The organism is Gemmatimonadota bacterium (assembly GCA_009835325.1).
GTDB lineage: Bacteria > JAAXHH01 > JAAXHH01 > JAAXHH01 > JAAXHH01 > JAAXHH01.
Genome location: VXWP01000091.1, coordinates 54,710 through 70,789, shown reverse-complemented (window position 1 = coordinate 70,789; position 16,080 = coordinate 54,710). Strand labels below are relative to the sequence as shown.

The window sequence follows — 16,080 nt, the reverse complement described above, 5'->3', positions numbered from 1 at the left end:
CTTCTAGACGAGACACTACAGAATCTCGATACTTATTGACCGTATCCACTTTCTTGCAGGAATCGCAGCGCATCGGGACCATCCTTGATGGCCAGTATATCTCGAATGGCCTGTCGTTTGTCGTCTATTTTCTCGTAGTATGATTCGCATATTCTGTAACCCATGAAATAACCCATATCAGGTGGTCGATCACCTAGATCTTCATAATAGTTGTAGAGCCAGTTTTTCATGTTGTCTTCAAGCATTTCTTTGGAAAACTCATCCCAAAGCGCCGATTCATGGATCCTTCCGTAATTGTGCTGAAGTTGGTTCAGAAACCCGCCGCTGGCAAGTTCTCCAAGGAAATCGGCCGCCCCTTCCGTTAAGGATTGGCCCAGAAGCGTGTTGCCATCAAAATCGTATTGCTGTTGGGGATGGATTAGTTCGTGAATAACCACATAGGGCAGGTACTCAATCGGTTTTACAAGGTTTATGTACACCGGTGACAGTTCTTCTTCTGGTAGATCGTCCGTACAACTTAGCATTTCGGTACCGATGAGCAGCCCATTCGGCGAAAAAGTTCCGGCGGACATCATTCTACCTATAACGAAGTACACATCGGGAAAAACGGCTTCCGTATGGAGGTCCTTCCACGCGTGCATATAGCCGCGAATCCGATCTGTCATCTCCATAACTCGATTTGAGCTTGCCCTGATGGAGGCGTAGTACTTCGGCATGGCCTCTATGGCCTTTACCAGTATCTTGGCATCCTGTATATGGAGTTTCACGAAATCCCTGAGACCGATGCTGCCTTTCGCCAGGTACTCCGTTTCCAAGATTTCGACTTTCTCGTCCGTAGTCATGCCTTCCGATTTATCGTATACCCGCCAGAAGTTGTCTATATCGGATGTTACCAGTCGGACGTCGTCCGGTTCGACGTGATTCACGTGACTCTCTTCTGACTGCATGGCGTGTATTCCCTCACTACCAGATATGCAACCACAAAGAAAACATTGACCGAAGCTATAGCACATTCAGGAACTGCGCTGAACAATGTCTTCGAGCACCGTGATGCGCTTCTCGTCGGCATCCAATTCAACTTCGGCCCCATAGGGAATGGGTAAAGCCCCATTCGAGTGCTCCATGGGAACGTTCATTAGCGTCGGCTTGTTCAATGGCACGATGAACTCGTCCAGGAAGCTTCTCAAGGTTTGTTTGTCGTTTACCAGACCCGTTTCCATTACGTTACCCCACTCGGGCACCTCTCCCCGAGCAGTTTGAGCCACGATGATAAACCCCGCGGCCTCGCGAAGTTTGTTCGCATAATTCAACTGCGTGAGGCAAGCAGACCACAGCATGTTCCTGTCAGCCAGATCAAGTACAACTATTTTCTCTTCAAAATCAACCTCCCAGGGCGTACCCAGCGTGAAGTTGATATCAATTCCTCCAGTAATCGGAGCCCGTATACGGCCCGGCACTAATGGTTCTACTGGTGGGTTGAGGCCCTCGAGCGGAAAATCCCACGGACGGCCATGGCCCCGAATGATTCTGTAAAAGCAGTCCATCTCCCGCTCCATCTCATCTGGTTTATGGTGACGAAAAATCGTGAGATTATGAAAGCAAACGCTCCACGGAAAGGCGTGTCTGTGAAGCATGAAATGAAGTTGATCGATATTGCTGTGACCGATGAGTAGTTTTGGGTTCTTCCTGATAATCCCGAAATCCAACCAGGGGAACAGCCGTTCGGCGCCTATGCCGCTGTGTATACACCAGATTGCCTCAATCGTGTCGTCCTGGAACATGGCCATGAGATCGGCCGCACGTTGTTCGTTAGTTCCCGCGAAATACCCTACCTTTTCGCGAGCATATTTGCCGACAACAAGCTCGAAGCCCAGGTTTCGTGCGGCGGTGATGCTCTCATCCATGTGCGTAAGCGGTATTGCCCTTGCCGGCGAAACTAGTCCGATTCTAGATCCTGCTGATAGGGCTCTAGGTTTGGTCAATTCCAACTGTGCTGCCCTCCTATCTAAATCGAATTCGTCGTACGCAATCCACGCGATAGGTGCGCGAAGTTACCTCGGCCTCGGCAAAATGAGTACAGATCCTGCTGTGGCGGTGCAGCGCGTACATGTTACTCACATACTAGCGCCATATGAATGGCATGCACCTTGTACTTGTCGATCAGATGTTCCGTCTTCCGGCTTCGGTCCGCAACAAGCACCGAAACACCCACTACTTTACCCTTTAGACGTTCGATCAGCTTGATCATGGCCTTGACCTGGGCACCGGTGTCGATCACATCGTCCACGATCAGGATGCGTTCGCCGGGTTTAATCAGGTCTCTATTCACCTCCAGGGTCTTCTTTCTATTCGTGTAGTCTATGAATGAGATCCTCGACCTGTGCTGACGATGGACGGGAAGTTCCCCTCCTTTTCGGAAAGGAATGAAGCCCCGGTTCAGCCGCTGGGCTACCGCGCTGCCCAGGATGAATCCCAGCGATTCCGGACTCGCCACCTTGTCCAGGTCGACGTTGCGGAACGGTCGAGCGAGATCGAGAATCAGGTTCCTGCGGACTTCCGGTTCGTTACACAGGGGCGTCAGGTCTACTTTGTTGCCGGGAACTCTCCGGTCTATGTGAGGGCGGTAATAGTCCCATTTCATGCTTTGGATCTCTCGGTATGATGATCGGGCGGCCGTGGGCCGGTGTCCGTGGGCGGGTGACCGGTGGCATGTTCCTGCTGCATGTTCAGCCGCCCAACTCCAACCTCAATCCGTCATAGGCCACCCTGTAGCCATACTCCCTGGCGTATTCGTCCAATGCATCGTGTTCCAGGTTTCCCTCGTGGGACAGGTGGGTCGCGTATACCACACCATTGTCCTTAAGCAGTCCGTTCTCTCGAAAACGATCCGCGTGGGTGGCGACATCCTTCGCAGCGAGATGGTCCGACGGCCTGGATTCGAAGCCGATTCCATAGGTATGATCGAGAATGACCACGTCAAACCGGTTGCGTGCTCGCTGAAGGTGTTCCCAGACCGCTTCGGACAGCACCGACGTGTCGGTACCATAGAACACGGCCCGGTCTCCCAGCGCGATTGAGTAAAGCAGAAACCCCTGATCATCGCCGTGGTTGGGGGGAAATCCGGTAACGCGGTAGTTTCCCAAACGGTATTCTTCAAAGGGCGTAATAGACAGGGTTTTCAACTTCAGTGCAGACCGTGCTTCCTGGTCGAAAATGCTCTCGTAAGCACTCTGTTGGCGGACCAGCGTATCGATCGCATGAAGCGTCTCGTCAGCACCTCCAAGCAACAATTCGCCTGATAACGTCGTCCCGTATTCGGCATGCCTTGCGAGGATGAAACCGATGTCCAGGTGGTCGGCGTGCGGGTGCGTTTGAAGACATATGCCGACTCCGGTGAGCGAGATCCGGTACTGGAACGACGCCGTGGCAATGTCGGGTCCGATGTCCACCAGCAGATCATCGTTGATCACCAGCGACGATCTCTTGCGGAGGTTCTTGCCGCCAATCCTCCTGGCTTCCATACAGACATTGCAGACGCAGAAAGGGATCGGCATCGAAGGCGCGGCCGCGGTTCCGAGAAAAGTTACGTTCATCTGTCAGACCACCTTCCCCATCACCCTTTTCGCAGTACGTCCGCCAGGTTCGACGTGACCGTCCTTATGACGCGGTAGCCGAGCACAACCAGGACCACCGCCAGGCTAAGGACACCGACCATCACAAAGGTGTCGACGCTGATATCGACTCGATAGGCAAATTGCTGCAGCCAGAAACTCAGTCCGTAGTACGCCAGCATCCACCCTATGGCGTTGGCGATGACGATCAGCACGACGAACTCCCTGGACAGCAGGACGAGGACCTGGGAAACCGAGGCGCCCAGGACCTTTCGGATGCTGACTTCCTTTATGCGCTGTCCGACGCCGAATGAGGCCAGGCCGACCAGGCCCTGAAGGGCAATGAACGCGGCGATACTGGTGAAGATCCCGCACACTTGCCCGAAGTGGCGATCGGCTTGATACAACCGGTCGAAATCGTCCGACACGAAGGAATACCGTAACGGGAACGCTGGGAGTATCGATGCCCAGGTATCCCGGATGTTGTCTAACGTGTTTTCAAGATCATCCGGACTCAGCTTCACCGCGAAAAACGTGGTGCCGTACGTATAATGGAGAAGCGCAAGCGGCCGGATCGGTTGATGCAGCGATTTGACGTGAAAGTCTTTCATTACACCGACCACATCCACTCTGTACTCATTATTCAGCATGACCTGCCTGCCTATCGCTTCTTCCGGCGTGACCCATCCCAGTGCCCTGGTTGCCGTTTCATTTAAAATCACTTTCCCCAAATCCGAATTTGATTGTTCGCCCGTATAGAAGCTGCGGCCGGCAAGCAGCTCGATACCCAGCGTCTCGACGAAATCCGACCCGGTTTCGATGTATCCAAGGTCGATCCGATGGGTACCGGCACCCTCAAAGACTTCCGCGGTCATCGAACGGATAAACCCCTGACTGCCGGCGACGCCGGGCATCGAGCTGGCATCCGTCATGTTCAGTACGCCGGGATGTTGCAGCAGCGCCTGTTTCAAGACGGGAAAGCTTTCTTCAATATCGCGAATACCGCTGGGGATGACCATTACCTGCTCTTTCTCGAATCCAAGTTTGACGTTTCGCAAGAAGCTCAGCTGCTGGTGCAGCACCAGGGTGCCGACGATCAGGGCGACGGAGATCGTGCACTGTACCGTGACCAGACCCTTTCGCAGGTAGTCCTGCCGGCGATGAACCGGCTGGTTTCCAGTCAGCATGCCGGTCGGTTTTATAGCCGAAGTGAATACCGCGGGATAGAGGCCGGCAAGCAAGCCCACGAGTACGGTCAACCCCAACCAGGAAGCGAACCAGGCGGGATCATCCAGCATCACCAATGCAAGCTGTTTGCCGGACAGGTCGTTGAACTTGGGAAGGATCAGCCATACGATGATCACCGCCAAGAATGAGGCGCAAAAGGCCTGCAGCATCGTTTCGCCGATGGACTGCTGGATCAGCTCCCACCTCTGCGCGCCAGCCACTTTGCGAAACCCCACTTCCCTGACGCGCACGCTGGCGCGCGCGGTCGAAAGATTGGTGAAATTCACGCAGGTCAACACGATGACGAATCCCGCGACGACCAGCAGGATAGCGACGTAGGTGCTGTCACCGTTGACGCCCAATTCGTTTTCCAGGTGAGAATGCAGGTGGATGTCGGTAAGCCGCTGCAGATACGGTTCGAAGCTGCCCCCTGTAGACGCCAGAAAACTGCCCATATGCTTGTCCACGAACGCGGGAAGCTTGTCCTCGAGCAGCGCTCCCGGGTGACCTTCGGTCAGCAATAGATAGGTGTAGAAATATCGCACGCTCCAGCGGATCAGCGCCCTCGGATTGCCTACGTGCGGACTGGTAGACAGGGACACGAAGTAATCCATTTTGAAATGGGAGTTGTCCGGCATATCCTCCATGACACCGGTGACGCGCAGATTGGCGAAACCGTTATCCGCGACAATGATTTGCCCCATGGGGTCTTCGGGCCCGAACATCTTCCGGGCGGTCGACCGGGTTATGACCACGGAAAAAGGATCTTTCAGGGCGGTTTCGGGGTTGCCCCTGAGCAGCGGAAACGAGAACAGCTCGAAAAGGGTCTCGTCGGCCCAGGCGACGTCGGTTTCATAGAATACCTTGTCCCCGTAAGCCATGAGCCAAATGCCGGCGGTACCCTGTATGCGCAGAAAGCGTTCGACTTCCGGGAATTCCTCCTTCAGCGCCGGACCGAGCAGGGGCTGCGTCTTGACGTCGCTTCCTTCGACGATCCGGTAGATACGGTCCGCGTTCTCGTGGTAGCGGTCGTAACTCAACTCGTTCTGGACGTAGAGGAGGATCGATAGGGCGCAGGCGAACCCGATGGTCAAACCCAGGATATTGTTCAGCGCGTAGCTCTTGTACCTGGTTAGATTCCGGACGGCTATGATAAAGTAGTGTTTGAACATGATGGACTTACTCGCTTAGCTGGTCCGTCACCCCTGCCTCAACGCGTTCACCGGATTCCTCCTCGACGCCGCTACCGCGTGTGCCCCGATAGTCAGCCAGGCGATGACTAAAGCCACGACGCCCCCGGTCAGAAACCAGGAGAAATCGAGCGACGCGGCGTATGCGTAATTCTGCAGCCAGCGCGTCATGACGAAGTAGGCCAGCGGCCAGGCGATCAGGTTGCCCAGCAGGACATATTTCATGAAGTCCTTCGAAAGCAGTATGACGATGGTGGAGACCGATGAGCCGAGCACCTTGCGGATCCCGATCTCCCGGGTGCGTTGCTGAATCGAATAGGAAGCCAGTCCGAGGAGTCCGAGGCAGGCCACGAAGACGCCCAGTACCGCGAAGATCGCGAAAACCTCGCCGAGCCGCCGGTCATCCTGGTACAGCCGGTCGAAATCCTCGTCCAGGAAGGTGTATTCCAGGGGAAAGCCGGCATCGACGTTTCGCCATGCCTCCCCGATGCGCGAGATGGTCTCGGGAATCCGTCCGGGTTCGAGTCGGATGAGCACGAAAATGTGATAGGTACTCGTTAGAATAACGATCGGTTCGATCTCCTCGTGAATGGTACGGAGATGAAAATCCTCTACCACGCCGATTACATTTCCTTTCTTCCCGCCGAAAGGCAGCCACGCGAACGGTTTGCCTATGGCTTCCGGCGGCGTGCCCCATCCAAGGTATCGAACGGCCGACTCGTTGAGCAGGAAGCCGGTGGTCGAGTCCGTCCCCCAGTCCGTCGAGAAGTTCCGTCCGGCAGCCAGATCGATCTCCAGGACATCCAGGAAGGACTCGTCCACCTGTAGCGTGGCCATCATGAGGTGGTCTTCCGGCGCCATGCCATCGGGCCGGACCGCCATGATCGGGATCACCCGCATTCCCGGTACCCCGCTTGCCGTGGCTACGCCCAGTACACCGGGCAACTGGGCCAATCGTTCTTTCAGTACGGGCGTATTCCGACGCTGGGTGGAACCCGTGATGGGAAGCACCATCACCTGTTCCTTGTTGAAGCCCAGCCGCTTGGTGCTGATATACTCGAGCTGATCGTAGATGATCGCCGTGCTGACCAGCAGGAAGATGGACATGGCGAACTGTACGACGACCAGGACCTTTCGCAGATTCAGTCCCCGTGTACCTGTTTCAAGGTTGCCCTTCAATACTTCGGTGGGCGCAAACCCGGAGAGATAGACGGCCGGATAGCTTCCTGCCGCCAATCCAATAACGATCACACCGAATGCAAGCACCGTCAACACCAGCCCGTTCGAAAGCGGGAAAATCAGTTCCTTGGCGGCAATCGCATTCACCGCGGGCAGGGCGAGCTGCACCAGGATAGACGAAATCACCATGGCGAGCGCCGCCATGACGACGGCCTCTCCCAGGAACTGCCCCAGCAACTGGGTCCGGTTGGCGCCCATTGCCTTTCGGACGCCCACTTCCCGGGCGCGCATAGCCGATCGGGCCGTGGCCAGGTTGATGAAGTTGATGCACGCGATCAGCGGAATCAGGAACGCGATCAGTGTATAGAGGACCACGAAGCGGATGTCGCCGTTGGGTTCGAATTCGCTTTCCCGGTGAGAGTGAAGGTGGATGTCGACGACGGGTTGCAGCGACGGCCTCAGCACGACGCCCGATTCGCGGTATCTGTCCCCGGCGTATCGTTCGAGGAAGTCCGGGAACCGCGCTTCGAGATCATCCGGATCCGTGTTTTCACTTAGCCGGATGTACGTGTAGAAGTTGTCATGAACCTCCCAGTTCTCCCGGTAGTAACTGCCGATGGTGGCGAGGGAGGAATAGGAGGTGAACATGTCCGCCCGCATATGGGTATTGGCGGGCAGGTCCCGCATGATCCCGGTGACCTTGAAATCGTAGGTGTTATCCACGCCCAGAACCTGCCCCATGGATTCTTCACCGCCGAAGTACTTGGCCGCCATCGTTTCCGAGATGACGATCGTAAAGGGCTCTACCAGCGCGGTATTCGGATCTCCGGCGACCAGGGGGATAGCGAACAGGTCGAACAAGCCGTCTTCCGCCCAGATGACTTTTTTCTCATAGAATTGCATTTCTTCTTTATGAAACAGCCAGGAAGAGGCCGTACCCCGCATCCGAACGAACCGCTCGACCTCGGGATAGTCTTGCTTCAGTGCCGGCGCCCAGCTCAAGGGCGATCCCGCTGTCCGGATGGTCTGCCCGCCGCTTTCGATATCGTCCACGATCCGGTAAATCCTATCCGCGTCTGGGTGATAGCGGTCGTAGCTGAGCTCGTCCTGGATGTACAACACGATCAGCATGCATGCCGCCATGCCGATGGCGAGTCCGACGATATTGATGAGGGAATAGACGGGTTGCCTGAGGAGGTTGCGCAGGGCGACCGTGAGGTAGTTGCGGATCATATGTGCATTACATGATTGAAGTGTCAGTTCGTTACGGTTCGCCGACCCTATTCAGATCGAAGGGTCTCCACAGGATTCACCATCGCGGCGGTGACTGCTTTTACACTGACCGTAACCAGGGCGATGGCCAGTGCCAGGAAAGCGGCAATCAGAAACCACCCGGGACCGATATCGACCCGGTACGCGAAGTTCTGCAGCCAGTTGCTCATGGCCCAGTAGGCCAGGACCCAGGCGACCGGCACGGCCATCGCAACCAGTATGAGAAAATCCTTCGATAGCATGTATACAATGCGAGTCGCGGAAGCGCCCATTACCTTGTGGATTCCGACCTCCCTGGTTCGCCGCCGGATGGCGAACGAAGTCAGGCCAAACAGGCCCAGACACGCGATAAAGATGGCCAGTATGCTGAAAGCGCCCAACAGATTTGCGGTGCGTTGCTCCGACTGGTACAGTCGCTCGAAATCTTCATCCAAAAACGAATAGGCCAGGGGGTAATGAGGAAATACCGAAGCCCATGTTTCTTCGATCGCACTGATTCCATCGGGTATATTCCGTGCCTGCAGTCGTATCGCCGACTGACCGCCGCCTCGGCGCAAGAGCCTCAACTGCATAGGTCCCGCCGCGTCATGAAGGCTCTGCATATGGAAATCCTCCACGACGCCAATGATCCTGACGGGCGGGCTCCTTCTGTATTGTATGTGACTTTTTGCGGCTTCTTCCGGAACGGTCAGGCCCATTCGTTCAATCGCGGATCGATTCAGGATCACCGCGTTATTCGAATCATCGTTCAACGCCCTGGAAAACGGGCGCCCGGCCAGCAATTCAAGGCCAAGGGTCTCTACAAAACCGGTAGATACATACAAGGCGGGTATCCCGATCAGGTCTTCTTCGGGCTGACCCGCCAGACGGGTCGGAAAGGAAGGAATCATAGCGGAACTGGCCATGCGTCCCGGCATCAGCACAGATCGAGTAATACCCTGAACTTGCGGGCTCCGAGAAAGTTGGGTCTTGAAGGTATCGAATTGTCGATCCACACCTGTGACGAGTGGAATAACGACGACCTGATCCTTATCGAATCCCAGGTGTCTACTTTGCATGTAATCCAGCTGTTGATACACCATCGCGGTGCTGACGATCAGCAGAATCGATAGTGTAAACTGTACCACTACAAGACCTTTTTGCAGCAGGGAACCGGTCATGCCGCGAGTCATTTCATCCTTGAAGATCCGGATCGGGTGAAATCTGGAGATAAACAGTGCCGGATAGCTTCCGGATAAAAGACCTGCAAAGATCGCGATGCCCAACAGCCACAGCAGCATCTCCGGGTTGTCAAGGTAACTGATCTGTATGGCTTTACCCGCCAGCGTGTTGAACCAGGGCAGGATGGCCGAAAAGAGACCCAGGGACAAAATGAAGGCCAGGCCGGCCGAAAGCATGGCCTCGCCCATGAACTGTATCAACAACTCGCCCCGCCGGGCGCCGACGGTTTTCCGAATGGCCACTTCCCTGGATCGGGCGGCGGACTGCGCCGTGGCCAGATTCATAAAGTTGATACAGGCGATGAGCACGATAAAAGACGCCACAGCCGTGAAAACGTAGATATAGCCTATATCACTGTGGCCAGCCATATCCCGTTCCAGGTGCGAACGCAGATGGATATCGGTCATCGGCTGCAGCCGGGGACTGAAGGCCACGCCGCGGGCCACGAGCTGCTGAAGAGGCTCATAGGTATCTACCCACCTGGCGATCTTGGCCTCCAGTTCTGCAGAAGTCGTTCCTTCTGCCAGCAGTATGTAGGTGTAGTGCTGCGCACCGAACCAGGCCGTTGCATACCGATCACGACGGTTTTCGATATTGAGATTCTCGCTGACAAGATAGTCGGCGGTGAAGTGGGCATTGGACGGAACCGCTTCCATAACGCCTGTCACACGCAAGTCGTACGTGTCATCCGCGCGGATATACTTGTCTATTGGATTCTCATCGCCGAAGAGTTTGGCCGCCATGGGTTCGCTGATGACGATTGTTCGTTCAGGATACGCGTAGTCGTCCAGCGCGGATTCCGGATCGCCCTGAGTAAGTGGAAAGGAAAAGATGCTGAAGAAGTTTTTTCCCACCGTATAGACATCGCTTTCCAGAAACGAGTTCTCCCCATGGGACATCATCCAGATATTCGTTGTGCCACGCATCCGCACAGATTCCTCAACCTCCGGGAACTGGTCTTTGAGCGCCGGTCCCAACGCGGGCGGTGTGCGTGCGAAGTTGCCGTTTACTACCCGGTAGATCCGATCGGCTTTCTCATGGAATCGGTCGTAGCTCAATTCGTGCTGGACATACAACAAAATCAGCATGCAGCACGTGATGCCGATCGCCAGCCCGAGTATGTTGATGCTGCTGTATCCCGGCTGCCGGATCAGATTACGCAGGGCGATTCTGAGATAATGGTATATCACAGGCACCTCTGGTCGAAGGTGCGGTTACCGGAAAGGAATTGCTGACAATAACGAGCGGATTTGCTACTTGCTCGGTTACTGAATAGGGTTTGTCTTTTCGGTACAAACTACGCGGCAGACGGTCGGCTCAATCACCCCTGCCTCAGCGCATTGACCGGGTTCCGGCGCGACGCCGCCACCGCATGCGCCCCGATGGTCAGCCAGGCGATGACCAGCGCCAGCATGCCGCCGGCCACGAACCATCCATATTGGATTTCCGCATTGTAGGCGTAGTTCTGCAACCAGTTGCTCATGACAAAGTAGGCCAGCGGCCAGGCGATCACGTTCGCCCAGAGTACATACTTCATGAAGTCCTTCGAAAGCAGGACCACGATGCCGGAAACCGACGAGCCGACGACCTTGCGGATCCCGATTTCGCGGGTGCGCTGCTGGATCGAAAACGAAGCGAGGCCAAGAAGTCCCAGGCAGGCCACGAATATCGCGAGAAAGGCGAAGACGGCGAAGATCTCGCCGAGTTGCCGGTCGGTCCGGTACAGCGCGTCGAAATCCTCGTCCAGGAAGGTATATTCGAGTGGATATCGGGAATCCACGTCGTTCCACACTTCTTCGATGCGCCCGATGGTTTCGGGGATACCCTCGGGTACGATCCGAATCAGGATGAAAACGTGATAGGGGCTGGTCGTGATCACGGCGGGTTCGATCTCTTCGTGTATCGTGCGCAAGTGGAAATCTTCCACCACGCCGATCACGCGGCCCGGGGCCCTTTCAAAGGAGAGCCGCTCGAACTGCCGGCCGATCGCGTCGATGGGCGAACCCCAACCCAGGTTCCGGACGGCCGTCTCGTTCAGCAGGTACGCGCTGGTGGTATCGGTGCTCCAGTCCGATGAGAAGTTCCGCCCGGCGACGACTTCGATGCCCATGACATCGAGGAAGTGCTCGTCCACGTGCAGCGTGGCCATCATCAGGTGGTCCTCGGGCGGCATGCCTTCGGGCCGTACCTCCAGGATCGGCATTATCCGCATACCCGGCACGCCGGTGGTCGTGGAGATTCCCACCACGCCGGGCAGTTCCGACAGGCGCCGTCTCAGCACGGGCGTGTTCACCTGCTGCGGCGATCCCGTTATGGGGACGACCATCACGTGTTCCTTGTCGAAACCAAGCCGCTTGGTCTGGATGTACTCGAGTTGATCGTAGATGATGGCCGTGCTGACCAGCAGGAAGATGGACATGGAGAACTGTATCACGACCAGCACCTGCCGCATGCCCAGGCCCTTTTTGCCCGTCTCTGGGTTGCCTTTCATGACCACGGCCGGCAGGAAACCGTACAGGTACGCTGCCGGATAGCTGCCGGCGGCCACTCCAATCAGGGCCGTACCCAGGACCAGCGCGGCCAGCACTATCCAGTCGGTCAGCGGCAGCGCGAGTTGCTTCCCGGCGATCTCGTTCACGGCAGGCAGGACGAGCTGAACCAGGATGACGGCCACGATCGCGGCCAGGCCGGCCATGAGGACCGATTCTCCCAGGAACTGGCGGATCAACTGCATCCGGTTTGCACCCAGGACCTTTCTCACGCCCACCTCCCTGGCGCGCATTTCGGATCGGGCCGTGGCCAGGTTGATGAAATTGATGCACGCGATGATCAGGATCAGGAACGCGATGACCATGAAGAGGGCCACGTACCGGATATCGCCGTTGGGTTCGTGCTCGCTCTCCCGGTTCGAATAGAGGTGGATGTCCACGAGGGGCTGGAGAGACGGCCGCAGGCTGATGCCCGCCTCCCGGTACTGGTCGCCCGCGTGACGCTCCAGGAAGGCCGGCAGCTTCGCTTCGAATTCATCCGGGGACACGTTCTCGCGAAGCCGGATATAGGTAAACAGGTTCCGGTGATACTCCCAGTCGTCCAGGTCCCAGGACCGGATCACGTTCATCGTGGAATAGGATACCAGCATGTCCGGCCGCATATGGGCGTTGGTCGGGACGTTCTTCATGACGCCCGTCACCATGAAGTCCCAGCGATTGTCGAGATTGACGGCTTTCCCGATGGGATCTTCGGCGCCGAAGTACTTGAACGCCAGGTCCTCCGAAATCACCATCGAGTACGGCTCGGCCAGCGCGGTGCCGAGGTCGCCCTGGACCAGGGGCATGTCGAACATCTCGAACAGCTCCGGTTCCGCCCAGATGACCTTGCGCTCGTAGTAGATGGTGTTCCCGAGATCCACCAGCCACGCGGTTTCGGTGCCTCGAATGCGGACGAGAAGCTCGATCTCGGGGAAGTCGCGCCTGAGGGCAGGTCCCCAACCGGTGGGCGTACCGGCCGTCTGTACGGTCTGCCCACCGCTCTCGATGTCGTCGACAATCCGGTAAACGCGATCGGCATGGGGATGATACCGGTCGTAGCCGAGTTCATCCTGGATATACATGAGGATCAGGATGGAGGTGGCCATGCCGATGGCGAGGCCGGCGATGTTGATGAGCGAGTAGGCGGGATGCCTGCGGAGATTGCGCAGGGCCACGCTTAAGTAGTTCTGGAGCACTTAGGCCTCACCTGGACTGTTGGTGACGCGGTGGGCGTCGTCCTGCCCGTCCTGTCTGCGAACCCGCTCCGTAATAACGATTCTCGGCCTGTCACCGCGGTTGGAAGATGCGGTATGGATGATCCAGGGATGCATGAAGATCACGTCACCGGGATCGCCGGTGAACTCGACGGCCTGCACGGGAATGCCGGACACATCGACGGGATTCGCAAGGTATCGGTCTTCGCGGTTTACACCCGAATCGCGGTCTCCGCCCAGGTCGCGGGACCATAGATCCCGCAGACTCGGCGCCGCCCGCTTGACCGCATTGGTGATGTCTTTGGAACGGCCTTCGCCGATCAGTTCCGGTTGCCGGGCAAGGTGTCGGACAAGCCGATGAGAACCGGCGAGGGCGATCGTCGCGCCGCCCTGGGCGGCCAGTGGTTCCAGTATGGCGAAAACCTGTACGCCGGGGTTTTGCGCTGACTCGGCGTCTACGGCTTTCTGTAGGTCCATGTGCCATGAATGGTTGGGCAGAAACCACGGGCCGGCAGCGGGGAAGGTAAGCAGAAGCGCTCCCCAGGGGCTTGGTTTCTCCCAGTGGCCGGGTTCGAGGAATTCGTCTATAGCTTCTTGAACGGCCGAGCCGCAGGTTGGTTCGAAGGCGCCGGAACGCATCAGCCGGTTGAATCCCTTGGGTTTCGCTTCCGGCCAGGCCTCCGGGGCATCGCGCGGAATCCCGCACCTTTGCTCCAGGTCGTCCCAGACGCGGTCGAGCACGGAATGGACGTCCGTTTCCGAAAGCATACGTGGCACGCGAACCCAGCCGTGTTCGTCGAATTCGGATTTCTGCGCAGCGGTCAACATGGTTGTTCATTGCCCAATCGTTTGAGTCGTGCCAGGCGCTCGGACTCGTTATCCGTCAGCCAACCGTCTTTCGACAGTTCCTGGTAGGCGCGGCCGAAGTATGGCCGTGCTTCATCCGGCCGCCCCAGCGCAATCAGGCACTCGGCGATTTCTTCGAAGACGTAGCCGTCCGACGTGCCGGCCGCTTCGTGTTCCTCGAGCAGGGATTGCTGCATGGCCAGCGCTTCTTCGATACGTCCGAGCGAACGCTTCGCCCTGCCGACGGTCCACTTCGCAATCCGTGTCGCCTGCTGGTTGTCCCGCTCGGTCCGCCAGGCGAGCCCCTTCTCGAAGAGTTCCAATGCCTTATCGTACTCGCCCGCGTCGTGGTGCGTCCAACCGATGTTGTTGTAGAGCGGCCCGAGCCAGCCCTTTGCGCGCGGATCGTCTGATGATTCCGCGGTTTCCATCGCCCTGTTATTCCACATAAGGGATGCATCTGCCGGCTCGCAGATTCCGAGCATGTGGGCCGCGTCCACGACATGGTAGTCCTCGCCGGCCTGCCGCGCCCGTTCCCAGGCTTCTTTGAAGAGCGGCCGTGCAGAATCTGTGTCGCCGGCCGAGTTGAAGGTGCGGCCGCGTTCGAGGAGAAGTCGGACACGGGTAGTCTGTGATACATCTTCGGAAGAGTTGTTAATATTGACAATCAATGTTTCGGCTTCATCGAGGATGCGGTGGGCCGCGTCGAATTCCCTACGAAGACTATGGGTCCGAGCGATCTGTGTGAGAAGTTGGGCGCGGTAATCGGGGTTGCCGGCGCTCTCCGCGACGGGCAGCAGTTCCTCAAAGGCCTTCTCGGTTTTTGCCGGATTGTTGTAGTCCCACAGTCGGTCGAAGTCGGGGAGGTTATGCATCGGCAAGCGTCTTCGCGTGGGATTCGGATGAGCGTTCCTCTGCTATAGGGGTTACCACGACTGTGTCGTCGGCTCTACTTATTTCGAACGATCGCATGTCTTCTTCTGTCCATGAGGCCTGGTCAAGGATACGTCCCGATGCGTCGCAGGCAATTGAGCCACCGAGCGTGCGTCCTTTTCTTAGCGAATCTTGGATGGAAACTTCGCTGGCATAGGAAACATAGTTGGATTGGATTACAGGGACCTGCCAATAACTGGCGATTTCACGGGCAAACTCAGCGTTTCGATCTCGAATTACGTCACCATTTTCATCTATGTCGCTAATGAACACACTGGACCACAGGATGATATCGCTTTCTTCCAATCCCTTTTCCTGTATGTAGTCGAGATTGTAAACTTCGGCACAAAAAACCGAGCCGATCTCAATACCCAGAACAGGCACTGGTAGACGATCCCGAGGTTCTACGAATCCCATGCGATTTCTGTCCCCTACAGGCAAATGGGATCTCGCACCAGCAAGAACGGCTTCTTTACCTGGCTGGAGTAACAACAAGGCGTTTAGTTGGCCACCACCGTAACGGTATGGAGAACCTACCAGGACACTGATACCTGCAGCATCGACTACCTTACCAAGTTCGTCTAGTGCTTCATCGACCGGCGCATGCCAATCGGTTTTGTCGGCTTTGGCGTATAGCTCGATGAAGTGAATATCATAGCCCGTCAGCATCATTTCGGGGAAAACGACTAAGTCGACACCGGATTCGGTGGCTTGATGGATCCATCTGGTGGTTTCCTGCACATTCTCTGTTATCGAATCCGACATATGGGGTTGTACCGTGCAAAGCTTCATGGCTGTCGCCCGATCCTTGCTGGTGTATACAGATGATCAGCGTGAATACAATTCGACTATGTAGCGA

The 16,080-nt window shown here is 56.7% G+C and carries 11 protein-coding genes; all 11 read right to left on the bottom strand.

The genetic code is table 11. From position 1 onward, the window contains the following. Positions 1 to 32: 32 nt before the first annotated feature. The gene (locus F4Z81_13065) at positions 33 to 947 is read right to left on the bottom strand and encodes a hypothetical protein (protein ID MXW05979.1); all 915 of its coding nucleotides are present in this window, start codon (positions 945 to 947) and stop codon (positions 33 to 35) included. A gap of 66 nt (positions 948 to 1,013) precedes the next feature. Next, positions 1,014 to 1,904, bottom strand: coding sequence for an LD-carboxypeptidase (locus tag F4Z81_13060; GenBank protein ID MXW05978.1), 891 nt, complete (start codon positions 1,902 to 1,904; stop codon positions 1,014 to 1,016). 206 nt (positions 1,905 to 2,110) lie between these two features. Next, the gene (locus F4Z81_13055; GenBank protein ID MXW05977.1) at positions 2,111 to 2,641 is read right to left on the bottom strand and encodes an adenine phosphoribosyltransferase; all 531 of its coding nucleotides are present in this window, start codon (positions 2,639 to 2,641) and stop codon (positions 2,111 to 2,113) included. A gap of 85 nt (positions 2,642 to 2,726) precedes the next feature. After that, positions 2,727 to 3,593 (bottom strand): hypothetical protein, encoded by an 867-nt coding sequence (locus tag F4Z81_13050; GenBank protein ID MXW05976.1) that lies wholly within the window; start codon positions 3,591 to 3,593, stop codon positions 2,727 to 2,729. Between the two features lie 20 nt (positions 3,594 to 3,613). Beyond that, the gene (locus F4Z81_13045) at positions 3,614 to 6,010 is read right to left on the bottom strand and encodes an FtsX-like permease family protein (GenBank protein MXW05975.1); all 2,397 of its coding nucleotides are present in this window, start codon (positions 6,008 to 6,010) and stop codon (positions 3,614 to 3,616) included. Between the two features lie 27 nt (positions 6,011 to 6,037). Then, positions 6,038 to 8,440, bottom strand: coding sequence for an FtsX-like permease family protein (locus tag F4Z81_13040; GenBank protein ID MXW05974.1), 2,403 nt, complete (start codon positions 8,438 to 8,440; stop codon positions 6,038 to 6,040). Between the two features lie 47 nt (positions 8,441 to 8,487). Beyond that, positions 8,488 to 10,890, bottom strand: coding sequence for an FtsX-like permease family protein (locus F4Z81_13035; protein ID MXW05973.1), 2,403 nt, complete (start codon positions 10,888 to 10,890; stop codon positions 8,488 to 8,490). Positions 10,891 to 11,021: 131 nt separating this feature from the next. Then, the gene (locus F4Z81_13030) at positions 11,022 to 13,424 is read right to left on the bottom strand and encodes an FtsX-like permease family protein (GenBank protein MXW05972.1); all 2,403 of its coding nucleotides are present in this window, start codon (positions 13,422 to 13,424) and stop codon (positions 11,022 to 11,024) included. Then, complete coding sequence (locus tag F4Z81_13025) at positions 13,425 to 14,270, bottom strand: phytanoyl-CoA dioxygenase family protein (GenBank protein ID MXW05971.1); 846 nt, start codon at positions 14,268 to 14,270, stop codon at positions 13,425 to 13,427. After that, positions 14,264 to 15,163, bottom strand: a complete 900-nt coding sequence (locus tag F4Z81_13020; protein ID MXW05970.1) for a tetratricopeptide repeat protein — start codon at positions 15,161 to 15,163, stop codon at positions 14,264 to 14,266. The genes F4Z81_13025 and F4Z81_13020 overlap by 7 nt, the downstream gene beginning before the upstream one ends. Further along, the gene (locus tag F4Z81_13015) at positions 15,156 to 16,013 is read right to left on the bottom strand and encodes a carbon-nitrogen hydrolase family protein (GenBank protein ID MXW05969.1); all 858 of its coding nucleotides are present in this window, start codon (positions 16,011 to 16,013) and stop codon (positions 15,156 to 15,158) included. The genes F4Z81_13020 and F4Z81_13015 overlap by 8 nt, the downstream gene beginning before the upstream one ends. Positions 16,014 to 16,080: the final 67 nt, after the last annotated feature.

Bases quoted from the DNA above. Each gene is read 5' to 3' on its own strand.
- F4Z81_13015 (MXW05969.1), bottom strand. From the start codon at position 16,013: ATGAAGCTTTGCACGGTACAACCCCATATGTCGGATTCGATAACAGAG.
- F4Z81_13025 (MXW05971.1), bottom strand. From the start codon at position 14,270: ATGTTGACCGCTGCGCAGAAATCCGAATTCGACGAACACGGCTGGGTT.
- F4Z81_13060 (MXW05978.1), bottom strand. From the start codon at position 1,904: ATGGATGAGAGCATCACCGCCGCACGAAACCTGGGCTTCGAGCTTGTT.
- F4Z81_13065 (MXW05979.1), bottom strand. From the start codon at position 947: ATGCAGTCAGAAGAGAGTCACGTGAATCACGTCGAACCGGACGACGTC.
- F4Z81_13045 (MXW05975.1), bottom strand. From the start codon at position 6,010: ATGTTCAAACACTACTTTATCATAGCCGTCCGGAATCTAACCAGGTAC.
- F4Z81_13050 (MXW05976.1), bottom strand. From the start codon at position 3,593: ATGAACGTAACTTTTCTCGGAACCGCGGCCGCGCCTTCGATGCCGATC.
- F4Z81_13020 (MXW05970.1), bottom strand. From the start codon at position 15,163: ATGCATAACCTCCCCGACTTCGACCGACTGTGGGACTACAACAATCCG.
- F4Z81_13040 (MXW05974.1), bottom strand. From the start codon at position 8,440: ATGATCCGCAACTACCTCACGGTCGCCCTGCGCAACCTCCTCAGGCAA.
- F4Z81_13055 (MXW05977.1), bottom strand. From the start codon at position 2,641: ATGAAATGGGACTATTACCGCCCTCACATAGACCGGAGAGTTCCCGGC.